15 protein-coding genes and 1 pseudogene are annotated in these 19,997 nt (G+C 70.7%); 5 read left to right on the forward strand and 11 right to left on the reverse strand.

The annotated features are described in order from the left end of the window. Positions 1-55 precede the first annotated feature (55 nt). The 5 genes from SLV14N_RS36865 to SLV14N_RS36885 form a co-directional block, all read right to left on the reverse strand. The gene (locus SLV14N_RS36865; protein WP_208687166.1) at positions 56-865 is read right to left on the reverse strand and encodes a metal ABC transporter solute-binding protein, Zn/Mn family; all 810 of its coding nucleotides are present in this window, start codon (positions 863-865) and stop codon (positions 56-58) included. Then, entirely contained in the window at positions 823-1,686 is an 864-nt protein-coding gene (locus tag SLV14N_RS36870) for a metal ABC transporter permease (RefSeq protein ID WP_208687168.1), read from the reverse strand. Before SLV14N_RS36870 ends, SLV14N_RS36865 begins: the two co-directional genes overlap by 43 nt. After that, positions 1,683-2,297, reverse strand: coding sequence for an ATP-binding cassette domain-containing protein (locus tag SLV14N_RS36875; protein WP_208688283.1), 615 nt, complete (start codon positions 2,295-2,297; stop codon positions 1,683-1,685). The genes SLV14N_RS36870 and SLV14N_RS36875 overlap by 4 nt, the downstream gene beginning before the upstream one ends. Before the next feature lie 247 nt (positions 2,298-2,544). Continuing rightward, positions 2,545-3,192, reverse strand: a complete 648-nt coding sequence (locus tag SLV14N_RS36880) for a sigma-70 family RNA polymerase sigma factor (RefSeq protein ID WP_208687170.1) — start codon at positions 3,190-3,192, stop codon at positions 2,545-2,547. Positions 3,193-3,393: 201 nt separating this feature from the next. Then, positions 3,394-4,146: a PE-PGRS family protein gene (locus SLV14N_RS36885; RefSeq protein WP_263272694.1), complete on the reverse strand. Its 753-nt coding sequence runs from the start codon at positions 4,144-4,146 to the stop codon at positions 3,394-3,396. Positions 4,147-4,424: 278 nt separating this feature from the next. Between SLV14N_RS36885 and SLV14N_RS36890 the strand changes: the two genes are divergently transcribed. The 3 genes from SLV14N_RS36890 to SLV14N_RS36900 all read left to right on the forward strand — a co-directional run bounded on the left by SLV14N_RS36890 (position 4,425) and on the right by SLV14N_RS36900 (position 8,696). Then, on the forward strand, positions 4,425-5,219 hold the full coding sequence (locus SLV14N_RS36890; RefSeq protein ID WP_208687174.1) for a PhzF family phenazine biosynthesis protein: 795 nt from the start codon (positions 4,425-4,427) through the stop codon (positions 5,217-5,219). Positions 5,220-5,317: 98 nt separating this feature from the next. Then, positions 5,318-6,079, forward strand: a complete 762-nt coding sequence (locus SLV14N_RS36895) for a class I SAM-dependent methyltransferase (protein ID WP_259670643.1) — start codon at positions 5,318-5,320, stop codon at positions 6,077-6,079. Between the two features lie 883 nt (positions 6,080-6,962). Then, on the forward strand, positions 6,963-8,696 hold the full coding sequence (locus tag SLV14N_RS36900; protein ID WP_263272695.1) for a serine protease: 1,734 nt from the start codon (positions 6,963-6,965) through the stop codon (positions 8,694-8,696). Positions 8,697-8,883: 187 nt separating this feature from the next. Here SLV14N_RS36900 and SLV14N_RS36905 read toward each other — a convergent pair whose 3' ends face one another. Then, a complete protein-coding gene (locus tag SLV14N_RS36905; protein WP_263272696.1) occupies positions 8,884-10,440 on the reverse strand; it encodes a GMC family oxidoreductase in 1,557 nt (518 codons plus the stop codon). A gap of 552 nt (positions 10,441-10,992) precedes the next feature. Here SLV14N_RS36905 and SLV14N_RS36910 point away from each other — a divergent pair. Continuing rightward, entirely contained in the window at positions 10,993-13,059 is a 2,067-nt protein-coding gene (locus tag SLV14N_RS36910) for a SpoIIE family protein phosphatase (RefSeq protein ID WP_263272697.1), read from the forward strand. 48 nt (positions 13,060-13,107) lie between these two features. Here SLV14N_RS36910 and SLV14N_RS36915 read toward each other — a convergent pair whose 3' ends face one another. Next, positions 13,108-13,878, reverse strand: coding sequence for a GNAT family N-acetyltransferase (locus SLV14N_RS36915; RefSeq protein ID WP_208687185.1), 771 nt, complete (start codon positions 13,876-13,878; stop codon positions 13,108-13,110). 627 nt (positions 13,879-14,505) lie between these two features. On the opposite strand from SLV14N_RS36915, the pseudogene SLV14N_RS36920 reads away from it, so the two are divergent. Beyond that, a pseudogene (locus tag SLV14N_RS36920) lies at positions 14,506-16,255 on the forward strand (SpoIIE family protein phosphatase). Here SLV14N_RS36920 and SLV14N_RS36925 read toward each other — a convergent pair. The 4 genes from SLV14N_RS36925 to SLV14N_RS36940 form a co-directional block, all read right to left on the reverse strand. Continuing rightward, positions 16,252-16,545, reverse strand: coding sequence for a hypothetical protein (locus SLV14N_RS36925; protein WP_148588762.1), 294 nt, complete (start codon positions 16,543-16,545; stop codon positions 16,252-16,254). The pseudogene SLV14N_RS36920 and the gene SLV14N_RS36925 sit on opposite strands and share 4 nt — an antisense overlap. A gap of 123 nt (positions 16,546-16,668) precedes the next feature. Then, the gene (locus SLV14N_RS36930) at positions 16,669-16,953 is read right to left on the reverse strand and encodes a hypothetical protein (RefSeq protein WP_127149314.1); all 285 of its coding nucleotides are present in this window, start codon (positions 16,951-16,953) and stop codon (positions 16,669-16,671) included. Positions 16,954-17,096: 143 nt separating this feature from the next. Continuing rightward, complete coding sequence (locus SLV14N_RS36935) at positions 17,097-17,384, reverse strand: hypothetical protein (protein WP_263272698.1); 288 nt, start codon at positions 17,382-17,384, stop codon at positions 17,097-17,099. 472 nt (positions 17,385-17,856) lie between these two features. Next, entirely contained in the window at positions 17,857-19,947 is a 2,091-nt protein-coding gene (locus SLV14N_RS36940) for a SpoIIE family protein phosphatase (RefSeq protein ID WP_259670644.1), read from the reverse strand. Between the last annotated feature and the right edge of the window lie 50 nt (positions 19,948-19,997).

The raw sequence follows: 19,997 nt of genomic DNA on the forward strand, positions 1-19,997 counted from the left end.
CGGCGGTGGTGGGACCGTGCTCCAACGGCCCACCACCGCACGGCGGTTCGGCCGCTCAGGACCCGTCGAACGCCTTCTCCATCTGCTGCGCCGCCTTGCGGTACACCGCCAGCAGATCGAGGTCCTGGCCGGGGTAGTTGGCGATGCTCAGCTGCTTGGCGCCCGAACCGGGCAGTACCGTTCCGGTCGACATGTTCTCGTTGTCGAGCACGAACTTCGGCTTCTTCGCGGACAGCTTGGACAGCTGAGCCGGGGTCACCGCCTCCGGGCCGTAGGTGCCCACCATCTGCGCCCCGGCGAGCTTGGCCGCCCACGTGGTGAACATCTGCGCCGTCACCGCCGGGGCCTTGCCGCCCGGCCAGGCGGCCTTCACCTTCTTGTGCAGCGACTCCCACTCCTTGCCGAACGTGGTGTTCCACCGCCCGGCGGCCTTCTGCGTACCGAACGCCTTGCCCAGACGCGTCACATTCGCCGTCGTCTTCGACGGGGTGTTGTCCAGGTTGAGCTCGATCATCTTGGCCTCGGAGCCCGCCGCTTCCTCGATCCGGCCGGCGAAGGGCTCGAAGGGGGAGTAGAGGACATAGTCGGCCTTCGCCACCTTGGTCAGATCCGACGGCTTGACGTCGTAATCGGGCGCATGCCGGATGCCGGCGGGGACGATGGACGTGACGTTCTTCGCCCCGGCGGCCTTCGCCAGCGCCGCCTCCCACGCCGTGGTGGCGACCACCACGGGGCCGGAGCCGGCCTTGTCCGACGTACCGGAGGCGGTGTTTTCCGAGGCCGCGCCGGAGCCGCATCCGGAGATCAGCAGCAGGCCCGCGCTCAGTGCGGTGAGGGGACGGACGAGGACGCGGGTTCGCGCCATGAGGGAGTTCTCCGTTCAGGGATGAGATGAGCTGCGAGGGCGACCGCACCCGCAGTGAGGACGAGGACCGGTCCGGGCGGCAGGTCCCAGGCCAAGGAGGCAAGAAAACCGACGACGTTCACCACCAGCCCGATGCCGATCGCCCACAGCGTGATCGACACCAGGGAGCGGCCGAGCCGGCGGGCGGCGAGGGCGGGCAGCAGGGTGAGCGCGTCCACCAGCAGGGCCCCGGTCAGCCGGATGGCACCGGCCACCGCGACCGCCACCAGCACCAGGAGCAGCACGGTGAGCCGCTGGACCGCCACCCCGGAACACAGCGCCAGCTCCCGGTCGTGCAGCAGCAACGACAGCTCCCGGCGCCGCCAGACGAACAGCGCGGGCAGAGCCACCGCCAGCGCACCCAGCACCGCGAGATCGACCGGGCGCACCGCCAGGATCGACCCCCACAGCAGCGCAAAGGCCCCGTTCGCATTCACCCCGGACAACGCCAGCATCAGCAGCGCGGCGGCGATGGCCAGGCTCATCAGCAGCCCCATCGCCCCCGACAGGCCGTCCGCCGTACGCGCCAGGGGGGCCACCCCGGCACCCGCCAGCGCACAGGCGATCAGGGCACACAACACCGGGTCCAGCCCGATCAGTTGACCCACCGCGATACCCAGCAGTGCCACATGCATCATCGCGAAGCGGACCGGCATGATGTCCAGCCCGACGATCACCACGCCCACCACCGGCAGGCCCAGCGCGGAGAGCAGCAGACCGGCCCCGGCGCGCTGGACCGGTACGAGCTGCAGCAGGTCACCGACCTGTCCGAACGCGCTCACCGGACCTCCCGCAGACGTCCGGCGGCCATCTCCAGCGTCCGGTCGCAGCGCGCGGCCATCGCCCGGTCGTGGGTGACCACGAGCACCGTCACCGGCAGGGTGGTGAGCACCTCGGCGGCCTCCTCCTGCCCGGCGAAGTCCAGTGCCGCCGTCGGCTCGTCGGCGAGCAGCACCCCCGCCCCGGCGGCCACACACCCCACCGCCCGCGCCAGATGCATCCGCTGCAACTGCCCACCGGACAGACTGCTCAACGGACGGTCCCCGAGCGCACCCACCCCCAGACGCTCGGCGGCGTCCGCCGCCTCGGCCGGGGCGCCGCTGCTCGCCAGCAGTTCCTTCGCCAGCAGTGGGAAGCGGCCGGCGGCCGGGCGCTGCGGTATCCATGCGCAGGCCCGCCGGCGCCACGCCCATTCCGCCGCGCTGCGGCAGCCCCGCCGCCCGACGAGAATCTGGCCGTCGACCTGCCGGTGCAGCCCCAGCACCGCCCGCAGCAGCGTCGTCTTGCCCGAACCGTTCGTACCGGTCAGCGCGATCCGTTCACCGGCAGCCACGTCCAGATCGACACCGCTCACGGCCTCCAGGCGGCCATGCCGGCACACCACGCCGTGCATCCGTACGTCGAGACCGGACGCCCTGCTCGTCTGCCGTGCCGCTGGGGGCTCCGGCCGCTCATTGCTGCGCTCCACAGCCCACTAGTCGGACCGCCGGGCCGTGGAGTTCCCGGCAACTCCACTTTCTCTGGGGGGGCGGGCCGCGGGACCGGGGCGCGGGGACCGTAGCTCCAAGCGTCCTGCGCCCCGGCCCGGCCGTCGCTACCACCGCATCCGGCTCCCGGCCCCGCCCGACACCGACCCCGCCTCAGGCCGAAGCCGTCGAAGCGGACACCTGCCACCTCGCGCCGAACCCCGCATTCGCCGCTTCCCGCTCAGCACCGTCCGGCCGCCGCGCGGTGGTCCCTTCAGCGGAGTTCACCAGCGCGATCAGCGTCTCCCGGGCCCGCGCCACCCGGGACCGGACGGTGCCCACCGGACACCTCGCCACCGCGGCGGCCTGCGCATAGGGCAGCCCGAGCAGCTGGGTGAGCACAAACGCTTCCCGCCGCGCGGGCGCAAGGGCGCAGAGCAGATCGGCCAGCACGATGCCCTCGTCGAATCCCGGCAGGATCTCCGGCTGCGCCTGTTCCGCCATGGTCTGCCAGTCGTCGAGCGCGGCGATACGGGGCCTGGCCCGGTTGGCCCGGATCCGGTCGGCGACCGTGCGCCGCGCGATCGTCAGCAGCCAGGTACGGGCCGAGGACCGGCCCTCGAAGGAGGGGAGGCCCCGGAGGGCCCGCAGATAGGTGTCCTGGACCAAGTCATCCGCCGCCTGGAAGTCACCGCTCAAATGCGTGACATAGCGCAGCACATCGCGTCGGGTGGCCCGTACGAACCGCTCGACGGCGGCCTCGTCGCCGCTGCGGCCCTCCAGCGCCCACCTGGTCACCAGGGCGTCCTCAGCGGCACGCATACGAGGCCTCCTCTCCCGTAAGCAGGTCCATGGGCAGGGGTATCTGCGATACCGGCATCTGGGCAGGCGTCATCATCATCGGAAGTCCTTCGCTGGATCCGGTCACGGTGAACGGCGTCGGGACCGGAGATATCGGGCGGGAGCGGCCGGCGGCGCGGCATCCGCGCACGATCCGTCCGTGGCCCGCAGGGCGCACTGCTGTCAGTGGACAGCCGGCTCCAGCGGTGGGCCGCGTCGCGAGACGACATGGACCAGGAGCAGCCTCCGCAAGGCGCGATGCGGTGCCCGCTCCGGTTCCCGGGTGTCCGGCGGGAGGGTCGGAAGCACGGGGTGCAGAACGAGGCGTATACGCGGTACGAGGGCGAGGGACACCGCCCGCACCAGCCGGAAGACCGCGCGTTCGCCGCCCCACATCCACCACACGCTCAGCGTCGCGATCAGCAGATGCGCCGCGACCATCGCGCCGACGCCACCCGGCGTCCCCGGATGCGGTAGGTGCCCCGTGCCGGGCATCTGGCCCGGCATCGACAGACCACCGAAGTGCCCGTCACCGAGCATCGCCTGCACCGGCAACCCGTCAACCAAGCTGCTCTGTAGGCCACTTGGGGCTCGCATGTCATGGAACGGCACACCGCCACCACACCGCAGCGATTCCCACCACAGCCTGACCCAGGACAGCTTGCTGTGCCCGGCGTGGTCGATCGCCTGCCCGAGGGCGAAGGCGGAGTGCAGTGTCGCCTGGGTACCCACGGTCAGGGCCGCCACCGTCAACGGACCTCGTTCACGGCCGGCGAAGCACCATGCACCCCCCGCGGCCCCTGCCGCGGCCGTGAGCAGCACCTTCCACGGCAGCACCGCACCGGAGGTCAGCACATGCCCGACAGCCGTGAGCAGTACGCAGACCACCGCGAACGCGATGGCCCGCAATCCTCTGAGTACGTATCCGGCTTCCATGGCGAGAACAGCTTGCCCCTCCCGTGCTCCGTCAGACAGAAGAGGCCAAAAGATGCTCACTTCCGGAGTGAAAATGACTGGCGGAACGGATGGCGGACTACGGCACATCAATGGCCGACGAGCCACGCCAAAGGCGTACGGAACACCTGGCACCGAGGAAGCCCCGCATCCGGGGTACAGCCGACAAGGGCGACGTACCGGCCCCCATCGCACCCCCTTTCCAGGCCCTCTCCAAACCCACACCCCTCGAACGAGCCACAACCAGTAGCGTCGGAGGCATGCGTGCCTTCATCGTCGATGCGTTCACCGACCGCCCCTTCGCCGGCAATCCCGCCGGTGTGTGTCTGCTGGACAAGCCGGCCGACGCCGCCTGGATGCAGCGGGTGGCTGCCGAACTCAATCTGCCGGAAACCGCCTTTGTGCACCGGACAGCGGAAAACACCTACGGATTGCGGTGGTTCACACCGACCGTGGAGGTCGATCTGTGCGGTCACGCCACATTGGCCACCACCCACGTCCTCCACACCACCCAGGGCGCCGCTCCTGACGCGGCCCTGCACTTCGACACCCTCAGCGGTGCACTGACCGCCCGTCGTCGCGACCAGGGCGTGATATCCCTGGACTTCCCGGCAGATGTGCCGACCGCAACCCCCGCGCCGCCGCACCTCGCCGAGGTCCTCGGCGCCGAGCCGAAGTGGACGGGCCGGGCCAGGCACGATCTGCTCGTGGAACTGCCCGATGCGGCAACGGTGCGTGACCTGACCCCGGACATCGCCGCGCTGGCCGATTTCAGCGGCCGGGCGGTGATCGTGACCGCGAGCGCCCCGGACGGCGCCGACCACGACTTCGTCTCCCGCGTCTTCGCCCCCGCCGCCGGCATCCCCGAGGACCCCGTCACCGGCGCCGCCCACTGCGTCCTCGCCCCCCTCTGGTCCGGACGGCTGGGCCGCACCACACTGACCGGCGTACAACTCTCCCCGCGAGGCGGCCGGGTGGGCGTCGAACTCCGCGGCGACCGCGTCACCCTGCTCGGCCAGGCAGTAACCGTCTTCGACGGCGAGCTGCGGGCTTGAATCGGGGCGGCCCCGGCCGAGACGACCGGGGCCGCCCCGGAGCGCTGAACCGATGGACCGGACGAAGCGGGCCGATGGACTGGACGGAGGAGACAGGTGTGGACGCTGCCGTCGCCTTCCCGGACGCTGATGCCGCCGCGCTGTACGACCTGTTGAATCCGTGGGACCCCGAGCAGTACCCCAGCGATGCCTTCTATGAAGAGCTGGTCATGGCTGCGGCCTCTGTCCTGGACGTCGGCTGCGGCACCGGCGCCATGCTGCACCTCGCTCGCGAACGTGGCCATCCGGGCCGTCTTGTCGGACTCGATCCGGACCGCGCCGCACCTGCCCGGGCTCGGTCCCGGGTCCGGCATCGCGCCGATATCGAGTGGGTCGAGGGCACAGCAGCGGCGGCCGCGCGGTGGGACGCCGTATTCGACCTGGCGATGATGACGCGCCATGCCTTCCAATGCCTTGTCACGGACGCGGAGTTGCGTGCCTCGATCGCGGCGGTTCACACGGCGCTGCGCAAAGGCGGCCGCTTCGCGTTCGAGACGCGGCACCCGCAGGCGCGTGCCTGGGAGGAGTGGAATCCGTCCGAGGCATCCGACATCGTCGACTCGGCCGGCCGGGCCCTGCGCGTATGGCACGAGACCGAGTCCGTGATCGGTGACCTGGTCACCTTCACCGGGACGACGGCCGCGGCCGACGGCACCGTGCTCCGCGTCGACCGGACGAGCCTGCGCTTCCTTGACGTCGCGATGCTCGACGCGTTCCTCATAGACGCCGGCTTTGCCGTCGAGGCCCGGTACGGGACCTGGGACGGCGGGCCCGTCAGCGGTACGAGCCGGGAGATCATCACGATTGCCCGCCGCCGATAGGCCCATGGGCTGTGTAGTCCGGCGGCGAGAAAAGGGCGGGAACGGCATCAGGCGGATACAAGAACGGAACAGTCACTTGACGGAGCATCAAGTGGCCCACATCACAAGGTTTTGACATTCGGCAAAGCACCCGCTGTCCGCTTTTGCCTGTGGTTTCGTGATACCTTCCTCCCCGCTTCTTATTCTGTCGTTACATCCATGGGGGGACCGCGGATGCGCCGTCGCCCATCCCGGAAGGATCACCGGTCGAAGTCTGACGACTCTCCTCTCCCGAGATTTCGCTGACGCGCCCACCCCTGCCGTGCAGTTTCCTTCGCCCATCCGGCGTGCGGAAGGAAACACGGGTGGGGTCATTGCCGATGTGGACATCCGGGGCCGCCGAAAGGCAGCTCACCGTAAGCCGGAAAGCGCTCAGCGAAAGTAATGCGATCTGGCCATTCCTTCAGGACAGCGCAGTCGGTGAATTCGGCACCGGCCGTCGGCGATCAGGATTCGCCCCGCTGAATCCGGAGGAGGCGCGCCAAAGAACCGCGCGAGCACCACACCACCACCGAATCCCCGGGCCGGGAACGCACACGCGCCCCCGGCTCCCTCAGCTGAACCCGGTCGTTCCGACCCTTCAACGGACAGGCTCATGAAACGAATACCTTGGGTGCGCGCCGCTGCCGTCGGCGGTTGCGCCTCGATTGTGCTCGCCGTTCCGGCGCTCGCCGCGCACCAAGCGTCGCCGCCGGCTGCTTGGACTGCGCCCTTGGATCAGGGCGCACCACCGTCCCTGCCGAGCGGCTTTCGGGCACCGGATGTGCCCGCCGGCGTGGCGACTGTGCCGCTGTCCGGTCCGGCGACGCCGTCCCCCGGCCCCGTGAAGCCTTCCAATGGCCCCGTGAAGCCGTCCAAGGGCGTGACGCAGGAAGAGATCCGTAAGGCGCAGGAGTTGGAGCGCTACTGGACGCCGGAGCGCATTCGTACCGCCGTCCCCGTGGACGCGGTGCGGGCCGGGGAGAAGGGACAGGACCAGCGGGGTGCCGTCGACGTGGCGGGCCGCAGTGGACTGTTTGCGCCGAGCCATCAGGTCGCGTCGGGGGTCGCCACGGTGGGTGTGTTCCTGATCCGCAGTGAGGACGGGTCGGCGACGCCCAACCAGTTCTGCAGCGCCGGCGCCGTCACCTCGCCGACCAAGAGTCTGGTGCTCACCGCGGCCCACTGCCTGAAGGGCGGCAAGCCGTACCGCAATGTCGCCTTCGTGCCCGGCTACCGTGGTGGGGCCTCGCAGGCGGGCCGGCCCGGGGAGCAGCCCTACGGCCTGTTCCCGATGGAGCTGGGCAAGGTGTGGATCGACGAACGGTATCTGTCCTCGTCACCCAGCGACGATGTGGACTTCGCCGTCCTGCGCGTCGGACCGAACTCCCAAGGACAGCTCCTGGAAGATGCCATCGGCCGTGGCAACACGCTCACTGCGGTCCCCGCCGCGGGTCTGGCCCGCCGTGAGGTGACGCTCATGGGCTATCCCGGGGGCCAGAAGACCCCGTTGCAGTGCACGAACGCGACCAGGGCCTTCCAGGGCCGGTTCATGGAAATCAGCTGCGCCGGCTTCCGTACGGGGGTCAGCGGCGGTCCGTTCCTGGAAGGCTTCGACGGCAGCCGCGGCAACCTCGTCGGCGCCATCGGCGGCTACAAGACCGGTGGGCTGCAGGACGACATCTCCTACAGCTCGCAGTTCGACAACGACGTCTTCCGTCTCTACCAGCAGGCGGTCACGGACGCGGCGCCGGACACCGTCAACCCCCTCGGTGACGCCACCACCTGGCAGCACGCCACCACTGTCCTCACCGGCCGGTTCCACTCCGACTCGGTGCGCAACAACACCGGCGACCTGATCGTGCGCTGGTCCGACGGTGAAGTCTCCCTCTACCCCGGCAACCGCGCATACGGTCTGCGCAAGGACATCCAGCTCGTCAAGAAGGGCCCGACCTGGAAGAAGGCCAAGGCCGTTACCGCTGGAGAATTCACCGGCAACAGCACCGATGACCTCCTCGTCCGCTGGTCCGACGGCAAACTGACCCTCTACAAGGACGTCAACGAGACCAACAAGCTCACCCAGGCGATCCAGCTCAAGGGCCCCAACGGCACCTGGACGCATGCCGAGAGCATCACCGCGGGCCGGTTCGGCGGCGGCAACGCGCGCCGCGACGACCTCGTGGTGCGCTGGTCCGATGCCGAGATGACCCTCTACACCAATGTGGACGGGCGGGGTCTGCACGCCGAGAAGCAGCTCGCCAAGCGCAGGAACACGACCTGGTCACACGCCCGCGACAGCGTCGCCGGGAACTTCGCCGCGACCGCCGGCGACCAGGATCTGTTCGTCCGCTGGTCCGACGGTGAAGTGACCGTCTACGAGAACGTCGCCGCCAAGGGCTTCAAGGCCGAACACCGGCTCCGCCCCGCGAAGTCCGCATGGCGTTACAACAGTCTGGTCACCGCCGGCGCCTTCGGCGGCGGTACCCGCCAGGACGACCTCCTCGCGCTCTGGCCCGGCGGCAAGCTCGTCATGTACGGCGACACCACGGCCAGGGCCCTGGGCCGCGAACGTCTGCTCGTGCCCGCGCGGATCAGCTGAACCTCACGTCCCGCCCCAGGAATGCCTTCCGGTCCCGCACCACACCACGGAACCGGAAGGCATGGCGTCCTCGTCCTCTACGCCTCGGCCCTCGGGGCCACCGCCGGCGCTCCCCTCCGGGCGCCGGCATGCAGGTCAGGCCGGTGCTCGGAGACCGCGGTTCAGGCCGGTGCCCGGAGACCGCGGTTCAGGCCGGTGCCGGGAGGCCGCGGATCAGATCCGCCGCCTTCTCCGCGATCATGATCGTGGGAGCGTTGGTGTTGCCCCGCACCACCGTCGGCATCACCGAGGCGTCCACCACGCGCAGACCGCTGACACCGTGCACCGCGAGCCGGGAGTCGACCACGGGGCCGATCGCGCAGGTGCTCGCCGGGTGGTAGAGGGTCTGCAGCTCGCGCCGGGCGAACTCCAGCAGCCCGGCGTCGTCCGTGGCGCGGGGGACGCGGAAGTCGGCGCGACGGTGTTTGCGCAGGCTGGGCCGGTCGGCGATGTCCAGCAGCATCCGCAGCGCCCGTACCACCGTGGCGCGATCCTCCTCCGTGGTCAGGTAGTTGTGCAGGATGTGCGGTTTGGCGCTGGGGATCGCCGACCGTAGCGAGACCTTGCCCCGGCTGGTGGGGGCGAGCAGGACCGCGCCGAACATGAAGGCATGGTCGGTGACCGGGCTGATGCCCTCCTCGTGGAACATCACCGGTGTGGCGTGCACCTGGACGTCGGGAGCGTCCAGCCCCTCGCGGGTGCGGTGGAACCCTCCGGCCTCACCGACGTTGGAGCTCAGCGGACCACGGCCCTCGGCCTCCAGCATGCGCACATTGTCCGGCGTCTCCGCGGTCAGCAGGGATTCGGTGTCGGTCAGGTAGGAGAGGCCGATGTGCGGGTGGTCCTGGAGGTTTTCCCCCACCGGGAGGTCCACCCGGGGTGTGATGCCGAGGGCCGCCAGTTCATCGGCCACGCCGATACCGGAAAGCATGAGCAGCTGCGGGGAGTTGTACGCCCCGGCCGACAGCACCACCTCCCGCTCGGCGCGCAGTTGGAGCAGGTCACCACCCCGCTCAAGCTCGACCCCGGTCGCGCGGGTCCCGTCGAACAGCACCCGGGTGCACTGGGCGCCGGTGAGCACTTCGAGATTCGGCCGTTCCAGAGCCGGCCGCAGATACGCGACGGCCGTACTGCAGCGCATTCCGTCGCGCTGCGTCAGGTGGTAGTAGCCGACACCGTCCTGCTCCGGACCGTTGAAGTCAGCGGTGTAGGGGTGGCCGGCCTCCTGGGCGGCCGCCACGTAGGCAGCCATCAGCGGATGCCGTGAGCGGCCTTCGCTGACGGTCAGCGGCCCGCCGGTGGCGTGCCACGGGGAGGTCTCCCCCCGGAAGTCCTCGGCGCGCAGGAAGTAGGGCAGAACGTCGTCCCAGCCCCACTGCTCCGCACCCGCGGCGGCCCAGGCGTCGTAGTCGCGGCGGTTGCCCCGGATGTAGATCATCGCGTTCATCGACGACGAACCACCGAGCATCCGGCCGCGGGGCAGGAACCGGCGCCGGCCGTCCAGCCCTGGTTCGCAGTCGCTGAGGTAGCTCCAGTCGTACTTCGTCTGGAAAAGCTTGCCGAAGGCGGCGGGGACGTGGATTTCCTGTGCATCGTCCACCGGCCCGGCCTCGACCAGCAGAACGCGGGTGCTCTCGTCCTCGGTGAGCCGGGCCGCCAGCACACATCCGGCCGAACCGGCACCCACGATGATGTAGTCGTACACCCGCACCCCTCACGCAGCGCTCTTGCGGACCTCTCCACCCAAGCCGCATCGGCAGGTCCGCTCACACCGGGAATCCAGCCAATGTCATTCGGTTCCGACCGGCCCCGTGGGGCAGTTGCGGGACGACGTCTCCCAGGTCAGGGAGGCGCGGCGGTACGGGTCTCCTCGTACTGCGCATCCCGGCGTATCTGGCGCGGCCCGACGCATCCCGGCCGGGCAGTGGCGCATCCCGGCGCATCGAGGCCGGCCCGGCCTGGCCCGGCCTGGCCCGGCCCGGTCAGGCCCCGGTCAGGCCCCCGGTCCGGCCCGGCCCGGCACCGCGCCACTGCGGCCGCTCAGGTGCCGGTGCGCTGCCGTACGCCAGGGCGGGTCCGGCCGGATCGATCATGAGGGCCGGAACCGCGGCGTACGGCGGCCGCGCTGCCGCTCGTCCCGGGCCTGCTCACCACGCCGAGTGTCCGCACCTGAGCGACGGGCGCAGAATGAAGAGAGCCGCTCCGGCGTCCGGAGGGCGGCCGGACCACCGTGCGCGGCGGGTGGAAGGACAAGCCGGTGCCATCAGATCGGCCGAGCGACGAGCAGGCTCGCGGTCCGCTCTGGTCCGAGCCCGGGTCGCTGCTGGAGCATGTCGCGGTCGCCGTGTTCGGCATCGATGACGACAACCGGATCTGCTACTGGGGCCCCGGCGCCCAGCACCTGTTTGGCTACCGCGCCGCGGAGCTGCTGGCGAAGCCCGGCGCCCTGCTCTTCCCCGCGTCTCCCGGTGACGGTACCGACGCCTGCGCCCGCCTGGCCGAGCGCGGCCGGACCGAGGGCTACTGGCGTGGACGGCTGCTCGCCACGCACCTGGACGGTTCGGTCTTCGACTGCGGATTCCGGGTCTTCCCGGTGGCCGGGGCCGAGGGGCGTTCGGTGGTCATGGCCCTGGCGAGCCGTGGTGACGAGCTGGACCGGGTGAAGACCAATCTCGCCTTCCTCGACGCGCTCTTCGAGACCTGCCCCATCGGCCTGGTCATGCTCGACGAGGAGCTGCGCTACGCCCACCTCAACCAGGGGCTCGCCGACATCAATGGGCTGCCCATCGAGGAGCACCTGGGACGGCGCATCACCGAGATCATGATCACCGCGGACGGCGGGGAGTACGAGCGGATGCTGCGCGGTGTCGCCGAGGAAGGCAAGCCCGTCGCGGGGGTACGGGTCGGGATGCGCACCCGGGGCCATCCGGACCGGGACAAGGTGCTGTCGGTGAGCTTCTTCCCGCTCTCCCGGGCAGGGGGCACCCGCCCTGGGGTGGGCGGACTGCTGGTGGATGTGACCGACCGGGAGCAGGCCATCGTCGAGGCGACCGCCACCCGTCAGCGGCTGGCGCTGCTGGACCAGGCGTCCACCCGGATCGGCACCACCCTGGACGTGCAGGTCACGGCCCAGGAGCTGGTCGACGCCGTGGTTCCGGCCTTCGCCGACGCGGCCGTCGTGGAGCTCGTGGAATGGCTGGACGAGCGGGAGTCGTTCGACCCGGCGCTGCCGGTGATCACTCGCCGCCTGGCCCACGGCACCGTCCTGCCCCCTCCCGCGACGGAACTGGTGAGCGGGGTGGAGGGAGTGCACTACCCGCCGGGCTCCGCCATCCACCGGATGCTGCGGACCGGCCGTCCGATCTCCGCGCCGGTGAACCAGGAGTTCATCCTGCGGACCGTGCTGGACGAAGAGCGCGCCCGGGTGCTGGCCGACAGCGGTCTGACCTGCCTCCTCCTCGCCCCGCTCATCGCCCGGGGGACGGTGCAGGGCATCGCCATTTTCGGCCGTTCCGCGGCCCGGCCGGCCTTCACCGAGCAGGACCTCAGCCTGGCCGCGGAGCTCGCCTCCCGGGCCGCGCTCTGCCTGGACAACGCGCGGCTGTACAGCCGGGAGCGGAACATCGCGCTCACCTTCCAACGGGCGCTGCTGCCCAGCTCCCTGGGGACCTGCCCCTCCCTGCACCTCGCCCATCGCTATCTGCCGGGCAGCCACGTCACCGAGGTCGGCGGCGACTGGTACGACGTGATCGCCCTGCCCGAGCAGCGAGTCGCCCTGGTCGTCGGCGATGTCATGGGACACGGCGTCTCGGCCGCCGCGTCGATGGGCAGGCTGCGTATCACCGCCAAGGCACTGGCCCGGCACGACCAGGAGCCGGAAGAGCTGCTGGCCGAACTCGACCAGTGCGCCCAGGAGGCGGGCATCGAACTCGCCACCTGTCTCTACATCCGCTACGACCCGGTCACCGGACGCGCCCGGATCGCCAGCGCCGGTCACCCCCCGCCCCTCCTCCGCTACCCCGACGGCCGGACCGAGATCGTCGACGAGGTGCTGGGGGTCCCGCTCGGCGTCGGCGGCTGTCCCTACCGGTCGACGGAGATCGGCCTGCCCGACGACACCACGCTCGTCCTCTACACCGACGGCCTCATCGAGGCGCGGGGCCAGGACATCGACGAGGGGCTGACGGCGCTCCGCACCGAACTGGGCCGGCTCCCCGACTCACTGGAGGCCGCCGCGGACCACATCCTCGCCCGCCTCGTACCGAGCTCCCCGGCCGATGACACCGTCCTGCTCCTCGCCCGGGTGCACCGCCTGCGGCTGTGAGCGCGCGGCCTCGTCACCGGTCGACGGCGTCGACGGGCCGGCGTCCCCTCAAGGGCGTCCCGGCGCGGCGATGCGCGCGGAGACGCACGGGTCCTCGTTGCGGTATCCGAGGCGGGTGTAGAGGCGTTCGGCGGGGGAGTTGTCGGCGAGTTGCCACAGTGTGCAGAACCCGTACCGGCGTACGGCGTACCGGGTCAGCCACGCGGTCAGCGCCGCACCGAGCCCCTGACCGCGCTGCCTCGCGTCCGTCGCGACCGACGCCATCAGCGGAGCGCCGCTGTCCCGCAGGCTGCTCAGGGCGCCGCAGGCCACCAGCCGTCCGTCCGTGTCACGGATGCCGGTCCACAGGCTGACGCCGGAGGAGCCGGGGCCGGTCGAATGGGCGGGGCTGTGCTCGTTGAGGAAGGCGAGCAGCTCCCCGTGGTGCGTCTCGTCCAGCTCGATCACCCGCTCCTCGGCCCGGTGGACGGCCGGTTCCTCCAGCGTCCACCGGAAGACCCACTCGACGACATCGGTCACCGCGAGGTGACGGCCGACCAGGGCCTCGGTGCCCAGAGGGCCGGTGAACTCCCTTACATCATCGGGGAGTTCATGCGCGGCACGGAGGATGAGCCCGGCGGCGGGAACCGATTCGCCGACGCTCCACAGATGTCCGCGGGCGTCGTCGAGCCAGGCGGCGGCACCGTCGCCGGACCAGCTGATCCGGTCGGCCGGGCGCCGTCGCGCGGCGCCGAAACGCAGCAGGGCGGAGCCGGCCTGGCGCTCCAGACCCTGTCGGAACAGGTCTGCGGTCCGGGGAGGAAGAGTCGTTGCCTGCATCGCTCTCTCGGGAAGGACGTAGCGGGAGGGCGACGGCCCGGACACGCGCAGGGCGCAGCCGGAACCGACCGTTTGGGGTGTGGGGGAGTCCCGGCAGGGGCTGCGCAGGCGGCGCGCCCGGCTGACCGGGAGGCCCACTGTTGCACACCGCCCCTGGCCCGAGGCAAATCCGGGGCCCGGGCGGCGAATGCGTACCTGGAGTTGCGGAGGAAGCCACCGGGGAATGGCCCCGCCGACCGGCCCTGTTCACCACGGACCACCCCGCGGACCGCGCCCGCGAGCGCCTGCTCTCCCACGGCGTGACCAGCGCGGGGACGGCGGCGGGGAGCACGTTCTCAACCCGCCGGCCTGCCGCCCCGCTGACCCGCCGCCCCGCTGACCCGCCGACCCGCCGTCCCGCCGACCCGCCGACCCGCCGGGGGAGTGGTGGTGTTGATCACGGTGCGGGCCGGTGCGCGCCCTGCCGACCGCATCAGTGGTCCGGGGCGCCGCGGCGCGGTCCGGCGCGACTGCGCGGTCGCCCTGATCCGGGGACCATGGAAGCACTGCTGGGTGCAGTGGACACGGGCCGCAGTCTGAACCCGGCGGGGCCGCATGCCGCGCTCACAGGCGGAGGAGGTGCCTGGGATGGGTACAGCAGGCCCCTTCGGCCCGGCGGGCGCCCAGCCGCCTCCCGGGGAGCCGCAGCGCAGCGGGCTGCTGGACCTGCTCAGCGTCGCGGCGGTGCTGCTCGACGCCGAGGGACGGATCGTGCTGTGGAGCCCGCAGGCCGAGAAGCTGTTCGGGTACACCGCGCAGGAGGCGCTGGGCCGGTTCGCCGGGCGGCTGCTGGTCCATGAACAGCACCTGGACCTGGTGATCAGACTGTTCACCGAGGTGATGGCGACGGGCGAGAGCTGGGCCGGCGCCTTCCCCGTCCGGCACAAGGACGGCAGCACCCGGCTGGTCGAGTTCCGCAATATGCGGCTGCTGGACGACCGGGGTGACTTCTACGCCCTGGGCATCGCCACGGACGAGGAGATCCTGCGCCAGGTGGAACGGGACGTGGCCCTGTCCACGCGGCTGGTCTCGCAGTCCCCCATCGGACTCGCCGTCCTGGACACCGAGCTGCGCTATCTGGCCGTCAACCCGGCGCTGGAGCGGATGAACGGAGTCCCCGCCGAGGACCATCTGGGCCGGTCGGTGCGTGAGGTGCTGCCGTTCCTGGAGACCGATGCCATCGAGGCCGCCCTGCGGCAGGTCCTGGAGTCCGGCACGCCCCTGGTCGACGAACACACCGTGGGACGCACACCCGCCGACCCTGACAACGATCACGCCTGGTCGGTCTCCTACTACCGGCTGGAGGACCCGGGCGGGCGGGTGCTCGGGGTGGCCGTCCTCTCGGTGGACGTCACCGACCGGCACCGCGCGGCCACCGAGGCGGCCCGCGCCCGGCGACGCCTGGCCATGATCGCCGACGGGTCCGCCCGGATCGGCACCACTCTGGAGGTGGAGCAGACCGCCCGCGAGCTTGCCGACGTCGCCGTTCCCGACCTCGCGGACGTGGCGGCTGACCCGCGCCCGCAACCCGCTGCCGTTCGACGAGGACGACCTCGCCCTGGCCGCCGAACTGGCCGACCGCGCCGCGGTGTGCATCGACAATGCCCGCCTGTACCAAAGCCAGCGCAACGCCGCCATCACCCTCCAGCGCAGCCTGCTGCCCGCCCACCCGCCGCACCAGAAGGGCCTGGAGATCGCCACCCGCTACCAGCCCGCCGGCACGACCAGCGAGGTCGGCGGCGACTGGTTCGATGTGATCCCCCTCAGGGCGGACAAGACCGCGCTCGTCGTGGGCGATGTGATGGGCAGCGGCATCGACGCAGCCACCACCATGGGACGCCTGCGCACCGCCACCTCCACCCTGGCCGACCTCGACATCCCGCCGACCGAGGTGCTGCAGCACATCGACAAGATCACCGCCGGTCTGGATCAGTACGCGACCTGCGCCTACGCCGTCTACGACCCGCACCACGCCGTCTGTCACATCGCCGTCGCCGGACATCTGCCGCCGGTGCTGATGCGCACGGGCAAGCCCCCGCAACTGCTCGACCTGCCCATCGGCGTACCCCTCGGGGTCGGCGGTGTGCCCTTCGAGGAGGCCACCTTCGGCGTGCGCCCCGGCGACCAGCTGGTTCTTTACACGGACGGGCTGGTCGAGACCCGCCATGACGCCATCGACGAGCGTCTGGCGCTTCTCCTGCACCTTCTCGACAGCCCGGACCGTTCCCTGGAGGACACCTGTGACCGTCTGCTTGACGCACTGCGCGATCCGGACGATCCCGACGACGTCGCCGTCCTCATCGCCCGGGCCCGGAACCAGGGAGCTGGCGGCCCTTAGATACGGCGGATCCGGGCAGCAAGCGCGTGCCCGATGCACACATAGACGACGGCGGGCAGCCCGTAGTTCAGCACGGTCCGCAACCAGTCGGCGTCCATGGTGAACAGATCGTGCGACCACCCGGCCAGCCAGCCGGCCGCATCATGGACAAAGTTGACCAGATCATTGGCGCGGTTCGCGTCGACGAGGGCGAACAGGATCCACAGACCGAGGATCAGCGCCGTCAGGTCTGCAAGGACGACGACGACCTTCGCTGCTTCGTTGCTGCGGTAACGAGCGCGTGAGGACATGCCACAACGCGTTGCCGCTTTCGGCCGCTTGAAACGCCGCCGTGGACGCCCGCCGCAGGTTCCGGGCGTCGTTCTTCGATGCAGTCGGTGTGCGGTCGGTGACCGGTCCGGCTGATCATCCAGTTACTCGGCGGACTCCTGGTCCGTCCGGGTCAGGCTCGCGATGTGGGCGCGGTAGGCAGCGACTTCGTCCTCGGTCAGCGCCAGGCGGCCGGGGCCGGGCTGGCCGGCCGGCAGCTCGGTCGACTGGACCGCCGCCCGGTACAGGGGGCCGGGAAGGTTCAGCAACAGCTGTCCCTGCTCGGCGGTTTCGATCACCAGCCACGAGTCCGCGTTGTCGTCGTGAACATCGGTGACTCCGATGGTGCTGATAGCGGTTACGGTCAGGACCGGAGGTATTTCGCTCATACCACCTCCCTACCAGCCGTCGCCTGCCACGGCGAATCGCCGAAGTGGGGTGGGCTCCCCCGGAGGAGAGCCCACCCCACGGTGCAACAGGAAGCCGGCCGGCACCCGGTTACTGACCCGTCGTGCCGGGCCTGGTCCCCGTCCTAGCGCAGGAGGTCGGCCAGGTACCCGCCGCCGGTGTGCACCCCGCCGGTCGGCCGGTGGTGGTCCCACCTGTGGTGATCACGCTTGTGGTGGTCCCGCTTGTGGTGCTTCTTCTTGTGATGGTCCTTCTTGTGGTGTCCGTGCTTGCACTTGCGGTGGTCGTGGTCGGAGCTGCTCGACGCGACGTGGTCCGTGGTGTGGGCCTCGGCCGCGGTCGCGGTGGGAGCGGCAACCGCGAACATCGCGGTGATGACGGCGGAGGCGAACAGAGTGCGGGCACTGCGCATGGACATGTTCCTTTCGGCCTGCTGCGAAGGGCGACACCCTGTCGGCCTTCTGCGGCGCAGTAGTGATATGACACCCAGCCAGTTGCATTGTCACGGCGCACCACTTGAGAGGATCGAATCCGGGCGAATAATTGAGCTTTCTGGGTGGTGTGAGCGCGCCGCCGGCATCGGCGGTGTGCGCGGGAAAAGGCATGAGCATGACGGATTGCTGCTGGTGAGGGGCTGCCTCACGGGACCGGACGACGACAGACGACAGGGGAACGACGCTTCCCGAGTGCTGAACTGCACGGCATTCACCGGAAGGGGACGCGGCCTGGTCCCAATGAATAGCAATTTCCGGGCGCGAGCGCTCAAATCCTTTCTCAATTCACGTCACGCCCGCATTCGGTCGGGTAATTCGCCGGTTGCGACCCGCTGTTTCGGCCATCGGGCGAACGTGCCCGGGGTGCCGCAGCGGATTCCCGCAAGGCCGTTAGGGCGTTCCCGGGATGAACGGCTCGGTGCCGGCGATCAGCAGGGCGACATCATCCGGGTCATCGGGACGCCGCAGTTCGCGCAGGAGCCGGTCGCAGGTGTCTTCCAGGGAGCGGTCGGGGGCGTCCAGCAGGCGGAGCAGGGTGTCGAGGCGTTCGTCGAGGGAGTGGTGGCGGGTCTCGACCAATCCGTCGGTGTAGAGGACGAGTTGGTCGCCGGGGTCCAGGACGAAGGTGGTGGTCTCGAAGGGGACGCCGCCCACTCCGAGCGGTGTGCCGGTGGGCAGGTAGAGGAACTCGGGGTGCTTGCCGCTGCGGACGAGGGCGGGGGGCAGATGGCCGGCGGTGGCGATATGGAACGTGGAGCGGTGGGGGTCGTACGTGGCGTAGACGCAGGTGGCGATGTAGTGCTCCAGCCCCGAGGTGATCTTGTCGAGGTGCTGGAGGACCTGGTCGGGGTCGAGGTCGAGGTCGGCGAAGGCGCAGGTGGCGGTGCGCAGACGCCCCATGGTGGCGGCGGCGTCGATGCCGCTGCCCATGACGTCGCCCACGACGAGGGCGGTCTTGTCGCCGTCGAGCGGGAGGACGTCGTACCAGTCGCCGCCGATCTCGTAGGTGGCCTGCGCGGGCCGGTACCGGGAGGCGAGCTGGAGACCGGGACGGTGCGGCGGGTGGTCGGGGAGCAGGCTGCGCTGCAGGGTCTCGGCGGCATTGCGCACGCTCTGGTGCGAGCGGGCGTTGTCGATGCACACGGCGGCGCGGGAGGCCAGTTCGGCGGCGAGGGCGAGGTCGTCCTCGTCGAAGGGCGGCGAGTTGAGCGCCCGGATGAGCCCCAGGACGCCGAGGATATGGCCGCGCGCGGTGAGCGGGGCCAGCATGTAGGAGTGCACCCCGGCGCGGGCCAGCAGGGTGGCGGCCTGGTCGTCGCGGGCGATGCGCGCCAGGTCACGGGCATCGGCGTGGGAGACCAGGATCGGGCGGCCGGTGCGGACGCACTGGGTGGCCAGACGGTCGGTGTCGTAGGCGGCGATATGGCCGGGCGGATCGGCGGCCCGGACGGCTTCGGTCGGGTAGGCGGCCTTCACCGCGAGGGCGCGGAAGAGCGCCGGGCCGTCGTCAGGGGCGGGCCGGTGCTCGTCCAGGACGGAGTCGAGGACATCGACCGTTACCACGTCGGCGAGCTCGGGAACGGTGACCTCGGCCAGTTCCCGGGCGGTCTGTCCCACCTCCAGGGTGGTGCCGATCCGGGCCGAGCCGTCGGCGATCAGGGCCAGCCGCTGCCGGGCCTCGGCGGCCTCCCTGGCTGCCTGATACCGGTCGGTGACATCCACCACCAGGTCGGCCACCCCGAGCACCCGCCCATGGGGGTCCTCCAGCCGGTACAGCGAGATCGACCAGGCGTGCTCGTGGTCCGGGTCGGAGGGGGTACGGCCGACGACCGTGGCCTGGTCGACCATGGGAACCCCGGTTTTGAGGACCTGCCGCATCGCGGCCTCGGGCACCTCGAACTTCGCGGCGGTCATGATCTCGCGGTAGTGCCGTCCGAGATGGTCCTTCGCGGGTATGCCGTGCATCCGCTCCAGGGCAGGGTTGACGGCCACGTACCGCAGTTCGGTGTCGAGCATCGCCAGCCCGATGGGGGACTGGGAGATCAGCCGGGTGGACAGGGCGACATCCCGCTCCACCTCGCGGAGCGTCGAGGAGTCGGTGGCGAGCCCGAGGGCGTAGAAGTCGCCGTGGTCGTCCATGAGCCGCATGTTGCGCAGCTCCACCAGCCGCACGGTGCCGTCCTTGTGCCGGACGGGGAAGGTACCGCTCCAGCTCCGGCCGGTCTCCATGACGCCGGTGAACTTCCCGATGACCAGGTCCCAGTGCTCCTGGTGCACGAGCAGGGGTGCCGCGTACCGCCCGAGCGCCTCCTCGGCGCTGTAGCCGTACAGGTCCTCGGCCTGCGGGCTCCACAGGACGATCCGGCCGTCGGCGTCCAGCAGGACCGCGGCCACACCGAGGAGGTCCATCAGCCCGCTCGGCTGTGGCGGCCTTCCCTGCGGCTGACCGGCACCGGCCGGACGCCCGTCGGCTGCGCTCACCCGGGCACTCCTTCCACCCGACGGACCACGTGGCCTGCCCCCTCGCTCCG

Origin of the sequence: Streptomyces sp. Je 1-4 4N24 (assembly GCF_026239515.1) — a bacterium.
Lineage (GTDB): Bacteria > Actinomycetota > Actinomycetes > Streptomycetales > Streptomycetaceae > Streptomyces > Streptomyces nigrescens.